Source organism: Blautia marasmi (genome assembly GCF_900258535.1).
In the GTDB taxonomy this organism is placed as follows: domain Bacteria; phylum Bacillota; class Clostridia; order Lachnospirales; family Lachnospiraceae; genus Blautia; species Blautia hominis.
The window spans coordinates 22537-41152 of record NZ_OIWX01000001.1 but is presented as its reverse complement, the minus strand read 5'-3'; the positions used below and the strand labels follow the sequence as shown (position 1 = coordinate 41152).

At 44.0% G+C, this 18616-nt stretch carries 28 protein-coding genes and 1 pseudogene; 22 read left to right on the top strand and 7 right to left on the bottom strand.

From position 1 onward, the window contains the following. The first annotated feature begins 8 nt into the window (after nucleotides 1-8). The 4 genes from C6P39_RS00250 to C6P39_RS00235 all read left to right on the top strand — a co-directional run bounded on the left by C6P39_RS00250 (nucleotide 9) and on the right by C6P39_RS00235 (nucleotide 3891). Nucleotides 9-509: a TRAP transporter small permease gene (locus tag C6P39_RS00250; protein WP_104802376.1), complete on the top strand. Its 501-nt coding sequence runs from the start codon at nucleotides 9-11 to the stop codon at nucleotides 507-509. Then, a complete protein-coding gene (locus tag C6P39_RS00245; protein WP_242986839.1) occupies nucleotides 506-1792 on the top strand; it encodes a TRAP transporter large permease in 1287 nt (428 codons plus the stop codon). Before C6P39_RS00250 ends, C6P39_RS00245 begins: the two co-directional genes overlap by 4 nt. Nucleotides 1793-1882: 90 nt before the next feature. After that, nucleotides 1883-2926 carry an alcohol dehydrogenase catalytic domain-containing protein gene (locus tag C6P39_RS00240; RefSeq protein WP_104805818.1) on the top strand — a complete coding sequence of 348 codons (1044 nt, stop codon included), beginning with the start codon at nucleotides 1883-1885 and terminating at the stop codon, nucleotides 2924-2926. 194 nt (nucleotides 2927-3120) lie between these two features. After that, complete coding sequence (locus C6P39_RS00235; protein WP_104802375.1) at nucleotides 3121-3891, top strand: SDR family oxidoreductase; 771 nt, start codon at nucleotides 3121-3123, stop codon at nucleotides 3889-3891. Between the two features lie 306 nt (nucleotides 3892-4197). On the opposite strand, the gene C6P39_RS28630 is transcribed toward C6P39_RS00235, so the two are convergent. After that, the gene (locus tag C6P39_RS28630; protein WP_369861427.1) at nucleotides 4198-4320 is read right to left on the bottom strand and encodes a DUF6783 domain-containing protein; all 123 of its coding nucleotides are present in this window, start codon (nucleotides 4318-4320) and stop codon (nucleotides 4198-4200) included. 68 nt (nucleotides 4321-4388) lie between these two features. On the opposite strand from C6P39_RS28630, the gene C6P39_RS00230 reads away from it, so the two are divergent. Continuing rightward, nucleotides 4389-4574 (top strand): hypothetical protein, encoded by a 186-nt coding sequence (locus C6P39_RS00230; protein ID WP_104802374.1) that lies wholly within the window; start codon nucleotides 4389-4391, stop codon nucleotides 4572-4574. A 68-nt stretch (nucleotides 4575-4642) separates the two neighbouring features. Beyond that, on the top strand, nucleotides 4643-6259 hold the full coding sequence (locus C6P39_RS00225) for a recombinase family protein (RefSeq protein ID WP_104802373.1): 1617 nt from the start codon (nucleotides 4643-4645) through the stop codon (nucleotides 6257-6259). A 24-nt stretch (nucleotides 6260-6283) separates the two neighbouring features. Here the strand turns inward: C6P39_RS00225 and C6P39_RS28825 are convergent. The 6 genes and pseudogenes from C6P39_RS28825 to C6P39_RS00195 all read right to left on the bottom strand — a co-directional run. Next, nucleotides 6284-6382: pseudogene (locus tag C6P39_RS28825) on the bottom strand (manganese catalase family protein); the annotation flags it as partial. Between the two features lie 114 nt (nucleotides 6383-6496). Beyond that, nucleotides 6497-7936 carry a recombinase family protein gene (locus tag C6P39_RS00215; protein WP_104802372.1) on the bottom strand — a complete coding sequence of 480 codons (1440 nt, stop codon included), beginning with the start codon at nucleotides 7934-7936 and terminating at the stop codon, nucleotides 6497-6499. 820 nt (nucleotides 7937-8756) lie between these two features. After that, nucleotides 8757-9440 carry an Ltp family lipoprotein gene (locus C6P39_RS00210; RefSeq protein ID WP_104802371.1) on the bottom strand — a complete coding sequence of 228 codons (684 nt, stop codon included), beginning with the start codon at nucleotides 9438-9440 and terminating at the stop codon, nucleotides 8757-8759. Nucleotides 9441-9478: 38 nt separating this feature from the next. Further along, a complete protein-coding gene (locus C6P39_RS28105) occupies nucleotides 9479-10318 on the bottom strand; it encodes a toxin regulator (protein WP_095176311.1) in 840 nt (279 codons plus the stop codon). 86 nt (nucleotides 10319-10404) lie between these two features. Continuing rightward, the gene (locus C6P39_RS00200) at nucleotides 10405-10827 is read right to left on the bottom strand and encodes a hypothetical protein (RefSeq protein WP_104802370.1); all 423 of its coding nucleotides are present in this window, start codon (nucleotides 10825-10827) and stop codon (nucleotides 10405-10407) included. A 254-nt stretch (nucleotides 10828-11081) separates the two neighbouring features. Further along, nucleotides 11082-11408 (bottom strand): helix-turn-helix domain-containing protein, encoded by a 327-nt coding sequence (locus tag C6P39_RS00195; RefSeq protein WP_095176313.1) that lies wholly within the window; start codon nucleotides 11406-11408, stop codon nucleotides 11082-11084. Nucleotides 11409-11594: 186 nt separating this feature from the next. Here C6P39_RS00195 and C6P39_RS00190 point away from each other — a divergent pair, with 186 nt between their 5' ends. From C6P39_RS00190 to C6P39_RS00130, 16 genes are all read left to right on the top strand, one after another. Next, the gene (locus C6P39_RS00190) at nucleotides 11595-11798 is read left to right on the top strand and encodes a DNA-binding protein (RefSeq protein WP_095176314.1); all 204 of its coding nucleotides are present in this window, start codon (nucleotides 11595-11597) and stop codon (nucleotides 11796-11798) included. A 220-nt stretch (nucleotides 11799-12018) separates the two neighbouring features. Then, nucleotides 12019-12168, top strand: coding sequence for a hypothetical protein (locus tag C6P39_RS27325; protein WP_156087485.1), 150 nt, complete (start codon nucleotides 12019-12021; stop codon nucleotides 12166-12168). A 27-nt stretch (nucleotides 12169-12195) separates the two neighbouring features. Further along, nucleotides 12196-12408: a hypothetical protein gene (locus C6P39_RS00185; protein WP_095176315.1), complete on the top strand. Its 213-nt coding sequence runs from the start codon at nucleotides 12196-12198 to the stop codon at nucleotides 12406-12408. A 49-nt stretch (nucleotides 12409-12457) separates the two neighbouring features. Further along, a complete protein-coding gene (locus C6P39_RS00180; protein WP_104802369.1) occupies nucleotides 12458-12697 on the top strand; it encodes a hypothetical protein in 240 nt (79 codons plus the stop codon). A 12-nt stretch (nucleotides 12698-12709) separates the two neighbouring features. Next, nucleotides 12710-13333 carry a Sak single strand annealing protein gene (locus C6P39_RS00175; RefSeq protein WP_104802368.1) on the top strand — a complete coding sequence of 208 codons (624 nt, stop codon included), beginning with the start codon at nucleotides 12710-12712 and terminating at the stop codon, nucleotides 13331-13333. Next, nucleotides 13334-14017 carry a putative HNHc nuclease gene (locus tag C6P39_RS00170; RefSeq protein ID WP_104802367.1) on the top strand — a complete coding sequence of 228 codons (684 nt, stop codon included), beginning with the start codon at nucleotides 13334-13336 and terminating at the stop codon, nucleotides 14015-14017. 44 nt (nucleotides 14018-14061) lie between these two features. Then, nucleotides 14062-14490: a hypothetical protein gene (locus C6P39_RS00165; protein ID WP_104802366.1), complete on the top strand. Its 429-nt coding sequence runs from the start codon at nucleotides 14062-14064 to the stop codon at nucleotides 14488-14490. Then, nucleotides 14393-14788: a RusA family crossover junction endodeoxyribonuclease gene (locus C6P39_RS00160; RefSeq protein WP_104802365.1), complete on the top strand. Its 396-nt coding sequence runs from the start codon at nucleotides 14393-14395 to the stop codon at nucleotides 14786-14788. The genes C6P39_RS00165 and C6P39_RS00160 overlap by 98 nt, the downstream gene beginning before the upstream one ends. Continuing rightward, nucleotides 14781-15629, top strand: a complete 849-nt coding sequence (locus C6P39_RS27800) for a replisome organizer (protein ID WP_242986837.1) — start codon at nucleotides 14781-14783, stop codon at nucleotides 15627-15629. Before C6P39_RS00160 ends, C6P39_RS27800 begins: the two co-directional genes overlap by 8 nt. Beyond that, nucleotides 15574-15903: a replicative helicase loader/inhibitor gene (locus tag C6P39_RS00150; protein WP_104802364.1), complete on the top strand. Its 330-nt coding sequence runs from the start codon at nucleotides 15574-15576 to the stop codon at nucleotides 15901-15903. Before C6P39_RS27800 ends, C6P39_RS00150 begins: the two co-directional genes overlap by 56 nt. Then, a complete protein-coding gene (locus tag C6P39_RS27320) occupies nucleotides 15890-16048 on the top strand; it encodes a hypothetical protein (protein WP_158661410.1) in 159 nt (52 codons plus the stop codon). The genes C6P39_RS00150 and C6P39_RS27320 overlap by 14 nt, the downstream gene beginning before the upstream one ends. Before the next feature lie 15 nt (nucleotides 16049-16063). Then, entirely contained in the window at nucleotides 16064-16498 is a 435-nt protein-coding gene (locus tag C6P39_RS00145; RefSeq protein ID WP_104802363.1) for a LexA family protein, read from the top strand. A gap of 20 nt (nucleotides 16499-16518) precedes the next feature. Then, nucleotides 16519-16641, top strand: a complete 123-nt coding sequence (locus tag C6P39_RS28100) for a hypothetical protein (protein ID WP_278277938.1) — start codon at nucleotides 16519-16521, stop codon at nucleotides 16639-16641. A gap of 22 nt (nucleotides 16642-16663) precedes the next feature. Beyond that, nucleotides 16664-16987 (top strand): nucleoside triphosphate pyrophosphohydrolase family protein, encoded by a 324-nt coding sequence (locus C6P39_RS00140; RefSeq protein WP_104802362.1) that lies wholly within the window; start codon nucleotides 16664-16666, stop codon nucleotides 16985-16987. Continuing rightward, nucleotides 16984-17367 carry a hypothetical protein gene (locus tag C6P39_RS00135; protein WP_104802361.1) on the top strand — a complete coding sequence of 128 codons (384 nt, stop codon included), beginning with the start codon at nucleotides 16984-16986 and terminating at the stop codon, nucleotides 17365-17367. The genes C6P39_RS00140 and C6P39_RS00135 overlap by 4 nt, the downstream gene beginning before the upstream one ends. A gap of 179 nt (nucleotides 17368-17546) precedes the next feature. Continuing rightward, nucleotides 17547-18230 carry a phosphoadenosine phosphosulfate reductase gene (locus C6P39_RS00130; protein WP_242986835.1) on the top strand — a complete coding sequence of 228 codons (684 nt, stop codon included), beginning with the start codon at nucleotides 17547-17549 and terminating at the stop codon, nucleotides 18228-18230. The last annotated feature ends 386 nt before the right edge of the window (nucleotides 18231-18616 follow it).

Genomic DNA, 18616 nt, shown 5'->3' with positions numbered 1-18616 from the left:
AGAAGGAAATGGAGAAAGCAAAGCAGGTTTTTAACAGGCTGCAGAATGCTGTGAATGCATTGACTGCAGTCATACTGGTGGCAATCATGGTGATCATCCTGGTGCAGACCTTTACCAGATATGTGATTTTTTACAGCATACCCTGGTCTGAGGAGGCATCCAGATATCTGTTTGTAGCAATGATTCTGCTGGGGATCAATATAGGTATTTCCCAGAACCTTATGGTCCGCATAGACATTATAGATAATTTTCTTCCGGGCAGGATGAGGAAGGCTTTTGAGATAGGAAGACAGGTTCTGGCCCTTGGCATATCAGCCGTGTTTTTTTACAGCACCTTTGGTATGCTGCGCATCGGAGGATATCAGATGAGCCCGGCCATGAGGATTCCCATGAATGTAATGTATGGAATTTTATGTCTGGGGTTTGGGCTTGCAGTGGTTTCCGTCATCTTTAAACTGCAGGAAACCATAATGATGAAAATTACAGAAAAGAAAGGGGGAAATCAATGATGTCAGCTTCCGCAGTTGCTTTGATCGTCGTACTGATGGTTCTCATGCTTCTTGGCCTTCCTATTACCTGGGCTTTGGGAGGGGCATGTATCTGTGCTATATTTTTAGACCCGGCGTTATCTTTTGCCATGATCACTCAGAAGATTTTTACGGGGTGTGATAACTTTTCTATGCTGGCTCTTCCGGCTTTCTTCCTAGCAGGGGATATTATGTCAAAAGGCGGCTTGTCCAAACGGCTGGTGGCTTTTGCGGATTCCTTTGTGGGGTGGATCTCAGGGGGAATCTCCCTGGTATCCATAGTGGCATGTACCTTTTTTGCGGCAATTTCCGGTTCATCTGTTGCCACAACAGCGGCGATTGGCGGTTTGATGTATCCGGAAATGGTAAAACGTGGATATCCGAAGGATTATGCGGCAGCCGTACAGGCAATCGGCGGAACACTGGGAATCGTGATCCCGCCGTCCACAGTCTTTGTTATATATGGTAATATTACAGGTGTATCGGTGGCAAAACTGCTGATGGCAGGTGTCCTGCCGGGGATATTATGCGGAATACTGCTCTGTGTATATGCATTTTACAAAGCGAAGAAATGTAATTTTCCAAAAGAAGCTGGATTTTCTTTCAAAAGGTTTCTGTTCTCCTTCAAAGATGCAATCTGGGCATTGATCATGCCAATCGTTATTTTGGGCGGCATTTACGCGGGAATTTTTACGCCCACGGAGTCGGCTGTGGTTGCCGTGTTCTATGGTTTTCTGGTTTGTATTGCTATTTACAGAGAAATCAGCGGAAAAGATGTGTGGGAGATATTGAAAGGAACCGCTGTAAGCACCGCGAATCTTATGTTTCTGGTGGTAACGGCACAGATGTTCGGATATCTGATCACGTATTATAAGATTCCGGTTGCAGTGACCAATGCATTTATGGCAGTGGCAAGTAATAAATATGTGTTCCTAGCACTGATCATTGTTCTGCTCCTCATCTGCGGTATGTTTCTGGAAGTAGGAGCCACCAACCTGATTCTCGGTCCCATTCTGGCACCTATCGCTGTGGCATTTGGGGTGGACCCGGTTCATTTTGGTATGCTGTTTGTATTTCTGCTGGCACTTGGACAGGCTACACCGCCTTTTGGGACCACCATGTTTGTGGCATGTGGATTCTCGGAGCAGCCGGTCAGTAAAGTGGCTAAGAATCTGATTCCTTTTGTGGCAGTGGAAGTTGTGTGTGCTGTTATTTTTGCTTATGTTCCCGCACTATCCACACTGCTGCCTAACCTGGTTTCCTGAAAGAGTGATATGGTTAGATTTTAATTTGTGAAAATAGATACTGTCCGGGTATTTTTCCGGGCAGAGGGAATTACCCGGAAAGGAAAGAAAATGAAGAATACCATGAAGGAAGTAGTTGTAGTAAAGCCTCATCAGGTGGAAGTGCGTGAAGTCCCTGTTCCCGTTCCCGGTGATGATGAAGTCCTGATCCAGATGAAAGCTGCAGGTGTATGCGGAAGTGACCATCATATTTATCACGGTGCGAATCCCTGCTCCACATATCCCCGTATTCCGGGTCATGAAAATGCAGGAATTGTGGTGAAAACAGGAAAAAATGTGGCAGATATAGCAGATATAAAAGAGGGCGACCATGTGATCGTGGACCTGATCCATACCTGCCAAGAGTGCTATCAGTGCAGGATTGGAAGAAAGAATGTATGTGAGAAGGTAATGGTCAGGGGTTCTGGTATGGACGGCGGCTGGAGGGAATATTTTACAGCGCCTGCAAAGGAGGTCTACAGGATTGCTGACAGCGTGACATGGGAGGATGCTGCGCTTGTGGAGCCTTACGCAATCGGTGCACATTGTACGGCAAGAGGCAGGGTGGTGCCTGAGGATACAGTCCTGATACTTGGGATGGGAACGATCGGAGCTATTATACTGCAGACCTGCAAGGCAAAAGGATGTAAAACCGTCATCTGCTGTGATATCAGCGACAGTTCCCTGGAACGGGCCAGGGGATACGGTGCAGACTATGTAATCAATACAAAGAAGGAAAACCTGGCAGAAGCAGTACAGAGGATCACAGAGGGCCATGGAGTGACGATCGCATTTGATTCAGCCTGCTTCCCGGGATCCCTCACTATGGTCATGCAGCCGGGGATCATCTGCAATGCAGGGCGTGTGGTTCCCCTGGGATTCTGTACAAAACCGGAAGAAATCACACAGGCTATGATCAACCAGAGAGAACTGGATATTATTGGAACCAGAATGTCATGTTATAAATTTGAGCCGACTATTTCCGGTATGGAAAATAAGAAGTTTGATACAAAGGGAATTGCAACTACATTTATAAACTTCAGTGAAATAGATAAAGTGTTCCATTATATGGACAACCCGGAGCCTGCGGTAAAGAAAATGGTTATCATGTTTTAATTCAGGCAGACAGGGGAAATGATCCAAAAGATTTGTGTATTTACCGCGCACAAGATAAGAATGTCCCGGGGAAATATCCTCAGCAGACTGGTATCCAATGGTAAAGGTAAGTCTGCAAAGGTTTTTGCTTGGTATAAGCATTTACATTAGAGATTCTCGAAAGGAGGGCAGGATATAAATCCTGCAGTACATGTATGAAGGGAAATGAATTATTTAATATTGAAGGAAAAAAGGCAATCGTGACAGGCGGGACAAGAGGTCTGGGATATGGGATGGCAGAGGGACTTATGGAAGCCGGGTGTGAGGTGGCCATTGTAGGGACATCTGATAAGGTACACGAGGCAGCAGAGCATTTTTGCGGGAAAGGTTTTAAATGCCATGGCATAAAAGCCAATCTTGCCGTACGCGAGGAGGTGTACCGCTGCTTTCAGGAATGTGTGGAAAAGCTTGGAAAGGATCTGGATATCCTTGTGACTGCCCATGGGATCCAGAGACGCCACAGTGCAGAGGTTTTTCCGATTGAGGAATGGGATGAGGTTTTGAATGTCAATCTAAATTCGGTATTTATCCTGTGTCAGGAAGCGGCAAAAGTCATGCTGGAAAAGGGATATGGTAAGATCATCAATATTGCCTCCATGGTATCCTGGTTTGGCGGACAGACAGTTCCAGCCTATACTGCGGCAAAAGGTGGGGTGACACAGCTTACAAAAGAGCTGAGTAATGATTGGATCGCAAGAGGGATCAATGTAAATGCTATTGCACCTGGATATATGGCGACAGAAATGAATGCGGCTCTTTTGGACCGGGAAAATCCAAGATACCAGCAGATCACAGACCGGATTCCAGCAAATCGGTGGGGGACCGGGGAGGATATGAAAGGAGCCTGTATTTTCCTGGCATCACATGCCAGTGATTATTTGGGCGGAGCCATAATTCCTGTGGATGGAGGATATCTTGTAAAGTAAGAAAAATAAGAAATGTATGACAGTAAGTACCTAAAAGCGGCAGAGAAAAGCGGCCGCTTTTAGGTGCTTTTTTGTCTGTTATCCTGCCCGTATATTTGTACAGCGTCCAGGACATTAGTTTTAAGGTGATTATTCAACAGATTTGCGTATTTGTTACGCTGACTGTAAAAATCATTCTGCAGCCAAGCAAGAAAGAAGGTATTTATAGTTGACAGGAAACGTTCCGAGAAGTAACGGATCTTAAAGTGTGATTGAAAATTGCTTTCGGCAAGATGTGCGTTACAGTTTATGCATATTGAGCTCTGTTCAATATGATGTGGGAGATTTGACCTCGATGAGGGAGGCGCAGCGGGCTACGTTGACCGAATTGAGGGCAAATATACCGCGAAGTGGGGCGTGCGAATTGTCGGAATGAATTTTCAAACACACTCTGGGACAGAATGGCAAAAGTTTTGTTTCTGCATATTCTATTATAATGACAAAGCAGGGGATGCCATGTGGGAAATTATAATGAGAAGGATATCTGTATGCAGCAGAATGATATGGAGAATATTGTGCTGACGCCAAAACAACAGATGCATTTTTGCAGGCAGTTAAAACGGGGAATCTGTAAAGAGCTTCATGGAAGCGGCCTGCTGACAGATGAGCAGCTCAGTCAGCTGCTGAATGAACTGGAACCATGAAATCATATGGCTGCCGGAATCATTTTCCGGGTCATATATTTTATATGATAAGTTTGGAGGCTTTCCGGATGAAAAAGAAAGTAAGGGCAGCTGCGTACGGAAGAGTATCCACAGAGAAGGATGATCAGGTCAATTCCCTCATAAGCCAGCGGGAGTATTTTTCTGATTACATCCGTCAGCACGAAGAGTGGGAATTGACCGGTATTTATTATGATGAAGGTATCAGCGGAACCCAGACTGCAAACCGAAGAGGGTTTAACCGGATGATTCAGGATGCCATGGCAGGAAAAATAGATTTAATCCTTACAAAAGAAGTATCAAGATTTGCCAGAAACACGGTGGATACTCTTTCTTATATAAGAAAACTGAAGAAAAATGGAGTCCGCGTTATTTTTACCATTGATAATATTGATACCATGGATGGAGATGGAGAACTACGTCTGTCTATCATGGCAACCCTTGCCCAGGATGAGAGCAGAAAGACATCGGAACGTGTGAAATGGGGACAGAAACGCAGGATGGAACAGGGAGTGGTATTTGGCAGGGACCTGCTTGGGTATACGGTGAAGGCGGGCAATTTATTTGTCAATGAGGAGGAGGCAGGAATCGTCAAAGCCATATTCCACAAATATACAAATGAACAAAAAGGCACGCATGTTATTGCCAGAGAGCTTACGGAGGAGGGGATACCGCCTAAACAGGGAGAGAGATGGTCTAATACTATGATTTTAAAAGTTCTGAAAAACGAGAAGTACGCGGGGGATCTGTGCCAGAAAAAAACAATCACCCCGGATTTCTTGTCCCACAGAAAAAAAAGAAATGAGGGGGAGGAGGAAATGGTTTATTTAAAAAACCATCACACACCGGTCATTGACAGGGAACTGTGGGACAGAACACAGAAAGAGCTGAAAGTAAGATCCTCATCGCAGCAAAAAGTTGCTGGGCAATGCAGTCATTACTGGTGCAGTGGAAAAGTAAAATGCGGGGAATGCGGAGGAAGTTTCGTGATCCGTACAAAAAAACGCAGCGATGGAAGTATCTACAAAAGCTGGAGATGCTATAATCATGCAAATCATGGTAATTCCTGCTGCCAAAACACAGCAGTCAGTGACTTGGCGCTGCGCGCTTGTGTGTCTTATGCGGTAAAGCAGGTAAAGATTGAAAAGGATACTATAGCGGCAGAACTTTTACAGAGTATTAAAAGGCTGAAACGGACAGAGCTATACACGTACGATGACTCTTTTATTGAGAAAAGGATAGGAGAAATTCAGTCCAAAAAGAAAAAATGTGTGGATTTGGCGTTGGAGGGAATCTTAAATGCCCAAGAATTGGCTGAACAGAAAGATTGGTACGACGGGCAGATCAAAAGACTGGAAAGAAGGCTGCTAAAAATAGAAAAGGAGAAGGAAATTGAGGAGAAAGAAAGTAAGTGTCCGGAAAAATACATAAAAACGATCAATGATATCTTGCGTTTTCAGGAGAAGGAAGATGTCCTTTACCGAGAAATACTTGATAAAGCTGTCGTGTATCCTGGACAGATTGTTTGTGTATGGCTGAAAGATTTGCCGTTTGGGATAAAAATGCGGATACAAACCAGTGGCAAACGGGAAAATTATACTACAGAAGTCCTGGATGTGTGTCTTGTTAAGAAAAATATGAATAATGACATGTTGGTGGAAATGTAAAAGGGGGCAAAGCGGTAACGATATACCTATATCATTCAGGGTACCCATGGCGATGCGGTTAGGCATTGCGAAACGTTGTGACAGATAACGCATAGAAGCGGCGATTTCTCCATCAGGTCCACCGGAGTGCAGTAACCTATAATTGTGCCTGAAGCCCGCATAAACAGCGGGATTTCAGGCTTTTTGACAAAAATAAAGTATTACGGAAATATGAAGATTTGGATAGTATCCAATTGTCTAGGAAATGATGATATCAAAATACAGGCAGCCGGATTCCTTGTCGTAGATAATTTGATCTAGCACTGTACGGATAAACATACCCTTTGTCTCGTAGGTGATATCCGAATTCTGAATGATATCGTAAACAGTTTGGATTTCTTTTAATACGTCTTGTGGTGAGGGTTCAATATTGTTTTGCTGAGATTCCAGCCGGTATATTTCATTTGACAATTCTTCTCTTTGTATGCTCAGCCGCCGGCGGTTTTCACGGTATTCCTCCAGAGTGTCAATTTCATTTTCATAAGCGGCACGGACGCGCTGCTCTTTCACAGCAATGTGTTCCAGCTCTTGCTGCAGGGATTCTATTTGGGAAATGTCCTTTTCAGAGGGAGCCTCCCCTTTGTATACATAAGAAAAATCTGCGCCGTCCAGTATCTTTTTAAAATATTCTAATACAGCCTCTTCTGCTTTCTTCACAGAAAGACTGACAGATGTATTATGGAATCCTTTGGCATATTTCCAGCACTGAAAGTAGGGACAGGTCTGATTGCCGGTGTAGGAGAGGGTAGAACCGCAAATAGAGCACTTTAGCAGACCGGACAGCCAATGCTTGCAGGTAGATACATTTCGGTGCTTTGCAGGGCGTTTGCGGGCGTTCATGAGCCTGATGCGCTCTTCATAGCGTTCTTTTGAGAGACGTGATTCGTGGGCACCTTCAAATTCCGTCCCATTCCAGACCACAGTCCCGGTATAAAAAGGGTTTCTTAAAATAAAGTCAATGTTCCTTCGTTCAAAGGGATTTCCTCTCTTGGTCCGATATCCCAGGTCATTGCATTTTCTGGCGATTGCCGTGGCGTCAACATTGTAATGGTCGTACTGATCCATAATGTAATCTATGATTCGGTATTCTTCTTCGTTAATGACGAATGGCTGTCCGCTTCCCACGGCGTCATATCCAAGGCATGGAGTGGCCTGATATCCATTCTTTAAGGCTTTTTCCTTCATACCACGGAGAACTTCGCCGGATAAACGGATGGAATAGTATTCATCCATCCATTCAATGATCCTTTCTATGAGTGTTCCGAATGGGCCATCTATGAGCGGCTCGGAAACACTGATAACCTCTACACCATCCTTTTTCAGCATACTTTTGTAGACAATGGATTCTTCCTGGTTTCTGGCAAAACGGCTGTATTTCCATACTAAAATGACGTCAATGGGGTGGCTTTCCTGTTTGGCAGTGGCAATCATCTTCTGAAACTCTGGCCTCTTCTGGGCTCGGCGGCCGGAAACACTTTCCATGTATATAAAATCATTGGATATGATAATGTTGTTCTTTTTAGCATAATCCAGAAGGAGACGTTTCTGCGCGTCCGGGGACAGTTCTGCCTGATCTGCGGTACTGACGCGGATGTAGAGGGCGCCGGTCTGCAGTTGTTTTGTATCATTTTCGGACATTATTTTATCACCTCTTATATATCATATTGATTTTGGGGTACAAAAATAACAGCCAGCGAACTTTTGTTCCGCTTGCATGGCTGCTCCGGAGATGATACAATATTATTGCTTATGTAATATGTATGCATCTCCGGATGTATCGGTCGCCCTGGTGTTGGTAGCACTGGGGCGTTTTTTCTATTTGACATTTCAGCATATTTTGCTATAATATACTTAACAAGAGAACCGAAAGCTGGGTGATGTCCAGCTGCCGGTAGAGTAATTTGCTAAAAGTAGCGCCTTATCTTACCAGGACGAGGGCGCTACTTTTTGTGTTGTGTAAGAGTAACAACAAGAGTAACGACCGCACAAAGCATTGTTACAAAAGTGAATAATTCGTCATATGTAACCATTCGCGACCAGCTCCTTTCCGTAAAGAATTGGCAGCTGGTGTATGCACCCTCTTCGGTTCCCTGGGTAAATATATTGTTGCCAAGGTGCCATCCCTGTGGCGGTTTTACAGCCGAAAGATGAGTGCATGTCACCCGTCCCGGCGAAGTTTTGAGCTAAAAAATAGCAGAACTCAATAAGCATAAACTGTGACGCACAGCTTGCCGAAAGCAATTTTTAAACGCATTCCAGCGCAGGACGGCTATTTTCTATGCACATAAGTCAGAATTGCTGCCAGCAAAATGCCAGCGGTAAAGATGACCATAAATTCCTTATAGTCATAAGCACCACCCCTTTTGTGGGAGCACGTCCCTCGGCGGCCTGGGTAAATATATTATTTTGATTCAGCCTCTGCCTGTTAGAGCAGAGGCTGGTTTTATGTAATTATGTATTAACTAAGATTTGCTATGGCGTATTCGGCTTCTTCGGCAGTAAATTGTTCACCATATTCGGAAACAAGCTGGTCCCGAATTGCTTCTGGGGACATATCCATTGTATCTTGATAATCCTTGGCCTTTTTTAACGCGTTTGCATTCCAATCAACTTCCACATGATCTATCGCATATTGAGCTTCTTCGGCAGTAAATTGTTCTCCGTATTCGGAAATAAGCTGGTTATAAATTCCCATTTTAGACATATACATTGTATCGCTGTAATCTTTTGCTTTTTCCAATGCGTTTGAATTCCAGTCAGCCTGCACATTGTCGATCGCATACTGCGCTGCTTCTGCAGAAAACTGTTCACCATACTCAGATGTAAGCTGGTTATAAAGCCCTGCTTTGGACATATGCATGGTTTCGCTATAGCTGTTTGCTTTATTAAGTGCAGATTTGTATTCCTTGGGGACCTGATCATCTTCGGAATTATCTGGAGCAGCCTGTTCTTCTTTGGGTTCAGTGGATTTATCTTGTTCTTCAGTCTTTTCCGTTGATGCTGCAGTTTTCTTGGTTGTATTTTGGGCTTTGTCTTTGTCACCGCCAATTGCGGAACCAATTCCTCCTATTACTACGAATGCAAGGACGATTATAAGTAATGTTTTAAGACAGCTCCCTTTCTTTTTTCCTCCTTTAGCCATAAAGATTTCCTCCTTAATTTATACTGTTAATAACGGGATCATTGGTCAATTTTGTCAACATATACTCCAGGGATGGTAATGGTTCCTCCTAAAGTTGATTTATAGCTGATTGTACCAACAGAAGTTCCATATATTGTTATATGGTCATCTTCTAATATCCTGGAGGAAACTATGCTTTTTGAATATTCTGCAAGTAGAACGGTATCATAATCATCGTTGACCGCTAGGCGGATCTGGGTACTGGTATCACCTTCCATAACTTGAATTACTTTACCTGAAAATTTGACTTTTTTTGAAAGATAATCATCAGGAGTTCTGGCTAACTGGTCATACGAGATACCGGTTTCGTAACCTTGTGCCTCCTCCTCAGCAGCGGCCTGTTCCTGCGCGGATAATGAGGCATCAGCTGCTTGAACTGCCTGCATAAGTTCATTTTTTTTGGTTTCATCAGTTAAAGCATTAACCTTGGCTAAGGCGTCATTATATAGTTCTCTAGTAGCTCCGGATACCAGTGTACCATTAGCAAAGTCCCATATTTTATTTACGGCATCATTAGCGGCAGTTTGATTTTGTGTTTCCTTTTGAACTGCTTCAGCTTCAGCCTTTTTCTGTTCAGCTTCGGCCGCTTCCATTTCTTCAAATGGCTTCATTTTCTCCTTGTACTTATCAAAATCTGATTTTAATGAGTCATAATCAGACTGCAATGCAATAAGGTCAGATTTTGATTTTTCAAGTTCATCTTTTGAATCCTCTAATTGAGATTCCAGTGTGCTGTTTTTCTCTTTAGCTGAGTTATAATCAGCTTCACTGATTCCACATGATGTGAATGTCAAGGACATTGACATTGCAAGTAATAGTGCTGCCATCTTTTTCTTCATAAGTTTTCCCCCAGTACATTATAATATTTATTAATACGCCGAAGCGGATTAAACGAGTAGACATAGATACATGTTTTTTTTGAGCTTTAAAATCTATGCTTTCCGCAGCTACATACAGAAGCACTATTTTGATTTAATCTGCCGCATTTAGGACACAACCATCCTTCTTCGTCTGTAGGTCCTGACTTGGTCTCTCCTAACAGGGATGCAGAACTGTTGGAACGAGAAATCTTTGTAGGTGGGGCGGGTGAAGAGGCGTCTGGATTTTCTTGATGCTTTTCCAACTGCTTCATTATGTATTCTTGATTGTCCATTATTTCTGAAATTGAATAAAGAACAACAAAAAATACATAGGAAACTACGACACCTATTAAAAAAGTAAAAATGGTCGTGGTCCAGTTTCGCCCCCCTGCATAGACATTGATCCCTGCGCTTTTGGCCAGGATAAAGCTGCCTATTACACCTAAAATCAACTCCACAATTGCAATAATCTTACATTGGCTTTTCATGATAACCTCCTTTGAAATAATTTACTAAGATACCAAAGCAATATGCCTTAATATGAAATGACCCAGTTCATGCATTAGAGAGAAGTGTATCCTCTGCGGGCATATTTTATCATTGCATAATACGACTTTTAGAATTTTATCTGAAAATGTATCGTCGGACATTCCCCGGAACAGAGGATATAATTTTTAATACTGCATTCTTTACAGACTTCCAAGATTTTTTGATGTAATTTTTCTCATTTTGTCCTCCTGAATTATTCTACTATTTCGGACAAAAGTTGTATCAGACGTAATTTCTGCTCTTTTGACATCTGCTTTCCATTTCTTGCAATGAGGCGTTCCACATCGTCATAGGACGGTTCACATTTTTGCTTCTCACCAGTAGCCATTTCTTCAAGCTCTTCAACAGTAATGCCAAGATTCTGACATATTTGTATAACGTTATCAACACTTGCACGCCCCACACCTTTTTTTAAGATTCCATATAAAGTGGTATAGGGGATTCCACACTTTTCAGCAAAAGCCTTTAAACTATACCCCTGCGCTTTGATTAACTGTTCAAGTATTTTAGCTTTTTCCACGTATTTTCACCTCATTTCTGTATAGTTATATTATATACGAAAAATGGGATTGTGTAAATGATAAATATTCGTTAAACCGAATAAATTCGTAATAGGGTATGTTTTATATTGACAAAATACTGAATAAAGAATATAATTCAATTATTAAATTCGGAATTACGAATTAAAATGGAGGTGTGAAAATTTATGTATTTAAATCTTCTCGAGGCAATGAAAACTGAAAAAGTGACTTTTGCTCAAATGGGAGAATTATTGGATTGCAGATACCAAACTGTTAGCGACACTGTTAATGGTGTGACAAAAAAGGGTTTTTATTTCGATGATGCTTCTAAAATCCATAAAGTTTTTTTTCCAAAATATGATATGGAGTATCTGTTTAAACGCCAATGATACGAACTTATGTTCGATATAATAAATATACTACGAATATATGTTTGAGTCAATGGGAATATGAGAAGAAGGTAAGGTAGAAATTGACTGCTGTTTTTGTAATGATTGCAACAAACCTACCGGGTAGTATCTATCAGAACATGGTTAAGCGAAGTCGATGAGATGGCAGCAAGGAACCCAGACAAGCATACCCACGTATCATAATCAGAGAGGTGGTGTCATGAAAATAGAAGTGGTGCCCCGTTTCCGTATAGACGGGAAATACTATACGGCAGACCAGCTGACAGAAGAAAAAATCCGGGAGATCGTTACAGAAAAAATAGACCTGGCAATGGCTGGTCTGAAGTACGAAAGGAAAGGAACCGCCTGAGGGCGGTAAAGAGGAGGGACAAGCAATATGCATTATAATACAATCCGGGATGCTGCTTTTGGTACTGCGTTGGCCATTTTATCAGGATTTTGGAAGCCATACAGTGCCTTTGAAGCTTTGTTTTGCTACATGGTTATATTTATGATTTTAATTTCTTTACTGGAAACGGCACGAGATTGGCAGTTAAGAGTTTGTAAAAAGCAAAAGTCCCTGACGCCGGCAAGCAAACAGGGGCAATGAAAAATTATAATAACTCTATTATAGATGGTGTAAGGAGGAAATGTCAAGTATGCAGAACGTAAATTACGGAATAGACGCTGACTGTGACACCAGCGCCGATATCATCGATTTACTCACATCGGACAAGAACCATGTGGAGATCTGCGGGATCATAAATAAGCTGCTGACTATGCTCTACAGCAGTGGGGTAAAAGTGATCGACGGGGATAATCCGAAGGACGATTTCCTGGACAGGATCACATATGACCGGGATTCGGATAACCTGTATTTTTGGACAGAGAACTTATAGGGGGTAAAAGAGATGTTGAAAGCATATGAAGAGATGCGGAAGATAGACGTCCGCCCTTACTGCGAGGACAGGGAGGGGAAACTATACCTGAACTGGGCCAAGTGCATCGAACTTCTTCATGAGAACGGTGCAGAGAAAGTATACTGGATCCCGGTACCGGACCCTAAGACGGGCAGCAGCCTGAGGATGACCGATACCGTATTTTCGGACAAGAATGGGGTAACGAACAGGTGCTACGAGACATTGATCGAGGTAGTGATAGATGATAATACATACCGGATGCAGTCCCCGGTCATGAACGGTACCAATCCCGTAAAGGACAATTCCATGTCACAGCAGCGTGTCTGGAACAGCATGTGTCGCTCTTTCGTGAAGTGTGTGGCTATACATACCGGGCTGGGGTTCAACCTGTGGCTGAAAGAGGAGTTTAATAAATTTGAGAATGCCATCCCTACGACAGACAGTGACAAAGCCACGGATGCCCAGATAAAACAGATAAGACTTTTAGGAGATATTCATCCAAACTTAAAACTGGAAGACTGGCTGGCTCTAAACCATGTATCCTGGGATACCCTGACCAGGGAGCAGGCAGCTCATATGCTGAAGGCCATCAAAAATAAGTACGGGGATGACTAAATGAAGATGGAAGTACAGATCAGGGGATACCGGGAGGACACAGAGGGGACCGATCTGCTCGTGCACCTGCCTGGGATGAAGCTTGGGTATCTCCTATCTCATAAGAGAGTGGAAAGTGGAGAGCTGCGGCTGGATGACGGTCGTCACATCACAGCAGCTCAGCGGCGGAAAGCCTATGCGACCATTCGGGATATCGCGGATTTTACAGGCTATCTTCCGGAAGAGGAGAAGGAATGGCTGAAATACCTGCATATCATAAGGACCGGGGAGGAGTATTTCAGCCTTTCCAGATGTTCGATGGACACCGCGAGAGGGTTCTTGAACACTATCCTGAATCATGCCATAGAGAACGGCATCCCTCTTTCTGAGCCGGGCATGGAACGGACAGATGATGCGGGAGACTACCTGTATGCCTGCATCCGTCACAGAAAATGTGCTGTGTGCGGCAGGGAAGGGGAGATACATCATGTGGATGCCATAGGGATGGGGCGGGACCGGAAGTCTGTGGATGACAGATGCAGCCGGAAGATATGCCTGTGCCGGGAACACCATTCCGCTGCCCACAAAAGGGGCATGAAGGCATTCGCACAGATGTACCATGTATACGGTATTGTAATACCAGAGGATTCGCGTTTGCCTATGCTGGAAACGATGAATGATATATCACAATTTGTAACTTTGTAAGCCATGACCGCCCCTGGCTATGGCCGGGGGAGAAAGGAGGTCAAATGACAAGAGAAGAAGTACATAAATTAGCAGAATCTTACTTTATAAGGATCGGAGACGGTCATGAAAATGGTGTTCACAGGCCGGATAGGAAACAGCCACATATGGAAAGAGTGGACCAGCATCTGCGCAGGATGATCAATCGTGAGAATAAGAATGGTGGCTGTATCATCTGTGGTGATACAGGCTATTATCGTCCGATCCCATCAGATCCAATAGACGCCCTGGAGTATAAGACGTATAGGAATATGGAGGATTCCCGGGTACATGACATCATCATAAAGAACCACATGATGGACATGGCCTTTGAGAACCGGAGAAGGGAGGCAGGGTATGCAGCACAGATTCGTGATAAAAGGGAGGCTGCCGGGGCTGAACGAGTACCTGAAGGCGGAGCGGAGTTTCCGGCGGGGGCACAGCTGCGGCAATGATATGAAACAGAGATGGCAGGCAGTCGTGTCAGAAGCTGTCAGGAAAGACCTGGGGCATGCCAGGGTAAAAGCCCCTGTCACGATTCATTATGCCTTCTATGAGCCAGACCGGCGCCGGGACCTGGATAACATCGCGGCTGTGGCCCACAAGTTCATCCAGGACGCACTGGTCAGCAGCCGGGTATTAGAAAATGATGGGTGGCAGTATATCAGGGGATTTACCGATGAGTTCCATGTGGACAGGCACGATCCGCGGATAGAGGTGGTCCTGGTGGAGGAAGGAGGCAGGGATGGCTGAGAGGAGGATGTTCTCAAAAGTGATCATAGACTCGGATGCGTTCCTGGACATGCCCTTATCCACCCAGGCGCTGTATTTCCACTTGTCCATGAGAGCGGATGATGACGGTTTTTTGAACAACGCCCGGAAGATACAGCGGCTCGTGGGGGCTTCAGACGATGACCTGAGGCTGCTCCTGATGAAGCGCTTTGTCATAGGGTTTGAGGACGGGATCCTTGTCATTAAGCACTGGAGGATGAACAATTACCTGAGGAAAGACAGGTACACGCCTACTGTATATCAGGATGAATTATCTATGCTGAAAGTCAAGGAAAATGGCGCTTATACACTGGAAAAAACCAATGGTATCCAGGTTGGTATACCAGATGACAACCAGTGTGTAACCCAGGTAAGTATAGGTAAGGATAGTATAGATAAGAAAAGGATAGAAAAGACTGTATGCCTGGAGCCGGAAACGGCACCGGACCGGAAGAAGGCGATCAGCCTTATCTTGAACGACAAAACAGAGTATTGGATATTTGAGGACCAGATAGCTGAGTGGAAGGAGTTGTTTCCTGCTGTGGATGTGATGCAGGAGCTCCGAAAAATGAGATCATGGCTCGACAGCAACCAAAGTAGACGAAAGACCAAGAGAGGGATCCTTAGGTTCGTGAACGGCTGGCTGTCAAAGGAGCAGGACAAGGGCTGGAGAAACCAGAGAGATGACAGTCCACAAAAGGCATATACCGGTACTGATAACCAGATGGCGGGCCTAAAGGCCTTTCTGGCTGCGGAGGAGGCAGGAGATGACAAAGCAGGAATTTACAGTGATCCTTGCGGCGATACATGCAGCATATCCTAACGAGCGCATATCCGGGGATGAGAGGGCGGTCAAACTGTGGTGGAATTATATGCAGCATATTGAGTATAGCGATGCAAGACGGGCACTCGACAAGCACATCATAACAAATAAATTTGCGCCCACTATTGCGGAGATAGCAGGCAGGGCGAAGAAAAACAATCGTTTTGCAAACTTTTTGCCACGCAACTACGACATGGGCAAGTTAGAAGCGGCCTTGCTTACTGCTAACGGCGGTAAGAGGCTGCCGGGAGGAGGCCATAATGGAAAGAAATAGAGAAACTGTTTTGCAGGGGTTCCGGACTATGAAAGAAATCTGTGAACAGGACCGGAGCAAATGTGCACAGTGTCCGGTACAGGATATCTGCTTGGAGATTAAGGCAGAAATGGTCCCCTCTGAGATGGAACTGCCATTGGAATAGGAGGGAGAGGATATTATGATATTTAAAGAAAACAATAAGGCCCGTGGAGAAAGAACACGGGGAGAGATGCTGGAATTTATCAGACAGTACCTTTATGAGCACGGGTATCCGCCCAGCCGTAAGGAAATAGGGGATGGTGTAGGACTTAAGTCCACATCCTCTGTACAGAGTCATATAGACAGGATGCTGACCGATGGGATGTTAGAGACAGATGATGAAGCAGGTACGCCCAGAGCGCTGCGGGTACCGGGGATGAGATATGTGGATACAGAGCTAACGATATTGGACAGGTATCTGGAGTCAGAGCGGATCCGGATCGTAGAGCAGCTCTGTCCATATGATATACCGTGGCTGGCACGTGAAATGGGAGTAGAGCGGCTGATGGATAAGGACTGCATGAATGAATGTGAACAGTGCTGGAGGCTTCCATTGAAACCAGGGAAAGAGTAGGATGGAGTGGAGGACCGATCATGAGATACATATACAGCAGCGGAAGGATACAGATGAACACAAACGGAAAGGCCGGGAACATGAACAGGTTCATCTTCTGCGGCAGCAAGAAAAGGAAAAGACGTATCAAACATGGAAAATAGATAGAACAGAGGCAGGATGAGCATGATAAATATAGAGAAGATAGAAGAGGCAGTAAAAGCAGCCCCTTCCCAGGAGGAGAAGCTGAGGACTATAGCCAATACCTATGGCCCGGAGAGACAGATCCGGAAACTGATGGAGGAATGCGGCGAGTTAGTGGCCGCCGCAGCTAAACATGATCAGGATGACTGTATTACGACAGACCATCTGGCAGAAGAGATGGCGGATGTCCGTATCATGATAAAACAAGTAGAATATCTCCTGGATATACAGGAGGCAGTGCAGGAGTACATAGATGAGAAGACCGACCGGCAGATACGGCGGATGCGGGAGGCAGGGATGATATGAGCAGCCTTAATAAAGAAATGCAGGCCAGGACAGAGGGGATGGCTTATGCGTTTAGGATAGCAAAAGAAAAGGGGATCGAGGAGCTTGAAAAGGAGATAAGGTCCAGGAACCTGACCGGGATCTCCCTAAATCTGTCCAGGAAGGACTTGAACAAGGCAAGTGAAAAGATAAAAGAGATAACAATGGACACTTTTTCCATACTGACAGTTGCAGTCCTCCATGATGAATTCGGGTTCGGTGAAAAAAGATGCCAGCGTTATCTGGACAGGATGGATCAAAAAGCAGAGTGCATGGTTGACGATCTTTGTACGTGGGAAGATTACATACAGACCATAAAAGAAGAACTAAACATAGAGATGCAGATACGGTGGAACAAGTAGTATAATCTTAATATGTATATTTTTGTGTCCAGTAGGATAAAGTAAAAGGATAGAAAATAAAAACTGTAGATATGATTTACCAGAAGGTTAAGAAAGGAGTCAGCCTCCGGCCGGGCAAGGGTATACCGGGCTCCTAAAAAATGAAAGTTTGTTGGTTTAGCTGTGGTGTGTCATCTTTTGTGGCATGTTATCTTGCAAGAGATATAGATAAAATTATATATACACATATACCTGACCAGCATCCAGATAGCCTGAGATTCTTACATGATTGTGAAAAACTTCTTGGACGAGAAATTGAAATTTTACAGTCTACTGAATATAAAGGTGTGGATGATGTGATAAGCAAAAAAAAGTGCGTTAATACACCCTATGGGGCACCATGCACTCGGTATCTTAAGAGGCAAGTTCGTAAAGAGTGGGAAAAAAAACACTGTGAACATCATACCTATGTGTGGGGGTATGATATAAATGAAAAGAATAGGGTTGATAGGGTTTTAGAGGCTATGACAGATTTCGATCACGAGTTTCCATTGATAGAACATGGTCTGTCAAAAGCAGAATGTCACGGAATAGCGGATAATCTCGGATTGAGACGTCCAATTATGTATGATATGGGATATCCCAATAATAATTGTATTGGGTGTGTGAAAGGAGGTATGGGGTATTGGAATAAAATACGTGTCGATTTTCCAGAAGTTTTCGAGCGCAGGGCTAAGCAAGAAAGAGAAATCGGGTGTAGCTGTATCAATGGAGTGTATCTTGACGAACTAAGACCTGACCGTGGAAGAATGGATATGGAGGTAATGGAAGATTGTACAATCGCTTGTCAGCTATTGACGCAATATGCAATAGATGAAGATTAATATTTAAGGAGTAAAAAGTTAAATGATCAAATCTACAGTGAAGAGAAAAAAGGCAGACAAAAAGTATAGTGGACTTATGAATATAAACATCGGAGGTAGAAATCGGGTAGTATAGAAATAGCACCGTCAGATAGATATAGCCGTAAATCATGATTAACAGGCAGTACGGATGCATAAGACTAATCATCCAGGAATACTACATCGTATGGTGTATATCTTTAAGGTATAATAGAGAAATATTTTGCCGAGTGGCTTACATGTAGAGGCTGCAGGTTTGTATAAGCTACAAATGAGAGAAAAGGGAGATAACAGAGTATTGGTGGCAGTGGATTACGGGGTGCCGTAACCCCGTAAATGTTAGAGGTAATAAATACAGAAGCCGAGAC

What these genes read in the sequence shown, in the direction of transcription:
- C6P39_RS00160 (WP_104802365.1), top strand. Translation starts at nt 14,393, where the DNA reads ATGCAGCACAGATTCGTGATAAAAGGGAGGCTGCCGGGGCTGAACGAG.
- C6P39_RS00145 (WP_104802363.1), top strand. Translation starts at nt 16,064, where the DNA reads ATGATATTTAAAGAAAACAATAAGGCCCGTGGAGAAAGAACACGGGGA.
- C6P39_RS00140 (WP_104802362.1), top strand. Translation starts at nt 16,664, where the DNA reads ATGATAAATATAGAGAAGATAGAAGAGGCAGTAAAAGCAGCCCCTTCC.
- C6P39_RS00215 (WP_104802372.1), bottom strand. Translation starts at nt 7,936, where the DNA reads ATGTCCGAAAATGATACAAAACAACTGCAGACCGGCGCCCTCTACATC.
- C6P39_RS00200 (WP_104802370.1), bottom strand. Translation starts at nt 10,827, where the DNA reads ATGAAAAGCCAATGTAAGATTATTGCAATTGTGGAGTTGATTTTAGGT.
- C6P39_RS00185 (WP_095176315.1), top strand. Translation starts at nt 12,196, where the DNA reads ATGCATTATAATACAATCCGGGATGCTGCTTTTGGTACTGCGTTGGCC.
- C6P39_RS00210 (WP_104802371.1), bottom strand. Translation starts at nt 9,440, where the DNA reads ATGGCTAAAGGAGGAAAAAAGAAAGGGAGCTGTCTTAAAACATTACTT.
- C6P39_RS00240 (WP_104805818.1), top strand. Translation starts at nt 1,883, where the DNA reads ATGAAGAATACCATGAAGGAAGTAGTTGTAGTAAAGCCTCATCAGGTG.
- C6P39_RS00150 (WP_104802364.1), top strand. Translation starts at nt 15,574, where the DNA reads ATGACAAAGCAGGAATTTACAGTGATCCTTGCGGCGATACATGCAGCA.
- C6P39_RS28100 (WP_278277938.1), top strand. Translation starts at nt 16,519, where the DNA reads ATGAGATACATATACAGCAGCGGAAGGATACAGATGAACACAAACGGA.
- C6P39_RS00180 (WP_104802369.1), top strand. Translation starts at nt 12,458, where the DNA reads ATGCAGAACGTAAATTACGGAATAGACGCTGACTGTGACACCAGCGCC.
- C6P39_RS00245 (WP_242986839.1), top strand. Translation starts at nt 506, where the DNA reads ATGATGTCAGCTTCCGCAGTTGCTTTGATCGTCGTACTGATGGTTCTC.
- C6P39_RS00165 (WP_104802366.1), top strand. Translation starts at nt 14,062, where the DNA reads ATGACAAGAGAAGAAGTACATAAATTAGCAGAATCTTACTTTATAAGG.
- C6P39_RS00190 (WP_095176314.1), top strand. Translation starts at nt 11,595, where the DNA reads ATGTATTTAAATCTTCTCGAGGCAATGAAAACTGAAAAAGTGACTTTT.
- C6P39_RS00135 (WP_104802361.1), top strand. Translation starts at nt 16,984, where the DNA reads ATGAGCAGCCTTAATAAAGAAATGCAGGCCAGGACAGAGGGGATGGCT.
- C6P39_RS27320 (WP_158661410.1), top strand. Translation starts at nt 15,890, where the DNA reads ATGGAAAGAAATAGAGAAACTGTTTTGCAGGGGTTCCGGACTATGAAA.
- C6P39_RS00250 (WP_104802376.1), top strand. Translation starts at nt 9, where the DNA reads ATGGAGAAAGCAAAGCAGGTTTTTAACAGGCTGCAGAATGCTGTGAAT.
- C6P39_RS00225 (WP_104802373.1), top strand. Translation starts at nt 4,643, where the DNA reads ATGAAAAAGAAAGTAAGGGCAGCTGCGTACGGAAGAGTATCCACAGAG.
- C6P39_RS28105 (WP_095176311.1), bottom strand. Translation starts at nt 10,318, where the DNA reads ATGAAGAAAAAGATGGCAGCACTATTACTTGCAATGTCAATGTCCTTG.
- C6P39_RS00175 (WP_104802368.1), top strand. Translation starts at nt 12,710, where the DNA reads ATGTTGAAAGCATATGAAGAGATGCGGAAGATAGACGTCCGCCCTTAC.
- C6P39_RS00170 (WP_104802367.1), top strand. Translation starts at nt 13,334, where the DNA reads ATGAAGATGGAAGTACAGATCAGGGGATACCGGGAGGACACAGAGGGG.
- C6P39_RS00235 (WP_104802375.1), top strand. Translation starts at nt 3,121, where the DNA reads ATGAAGGGAAATGAATTATTTAATATTGAAGGAAAAAAGGCAATCGTG.
- C6P39_RS27800 (WP_242986837.1), top strand. Translation starts at nt 14,781, where the DNA reads ATGGCTGAGAGGAGGATGTTCTCAAAAGTGATCATAGACTCGGATGCG.
- C6P39_RS27325 (WP_156087485.1), top strand. Translation starts at nt 12,019, where the DNA reads ATGAAAATAGAAGTGGTGCCCCGTTTCCGTATAGACGGGAAATACTAT.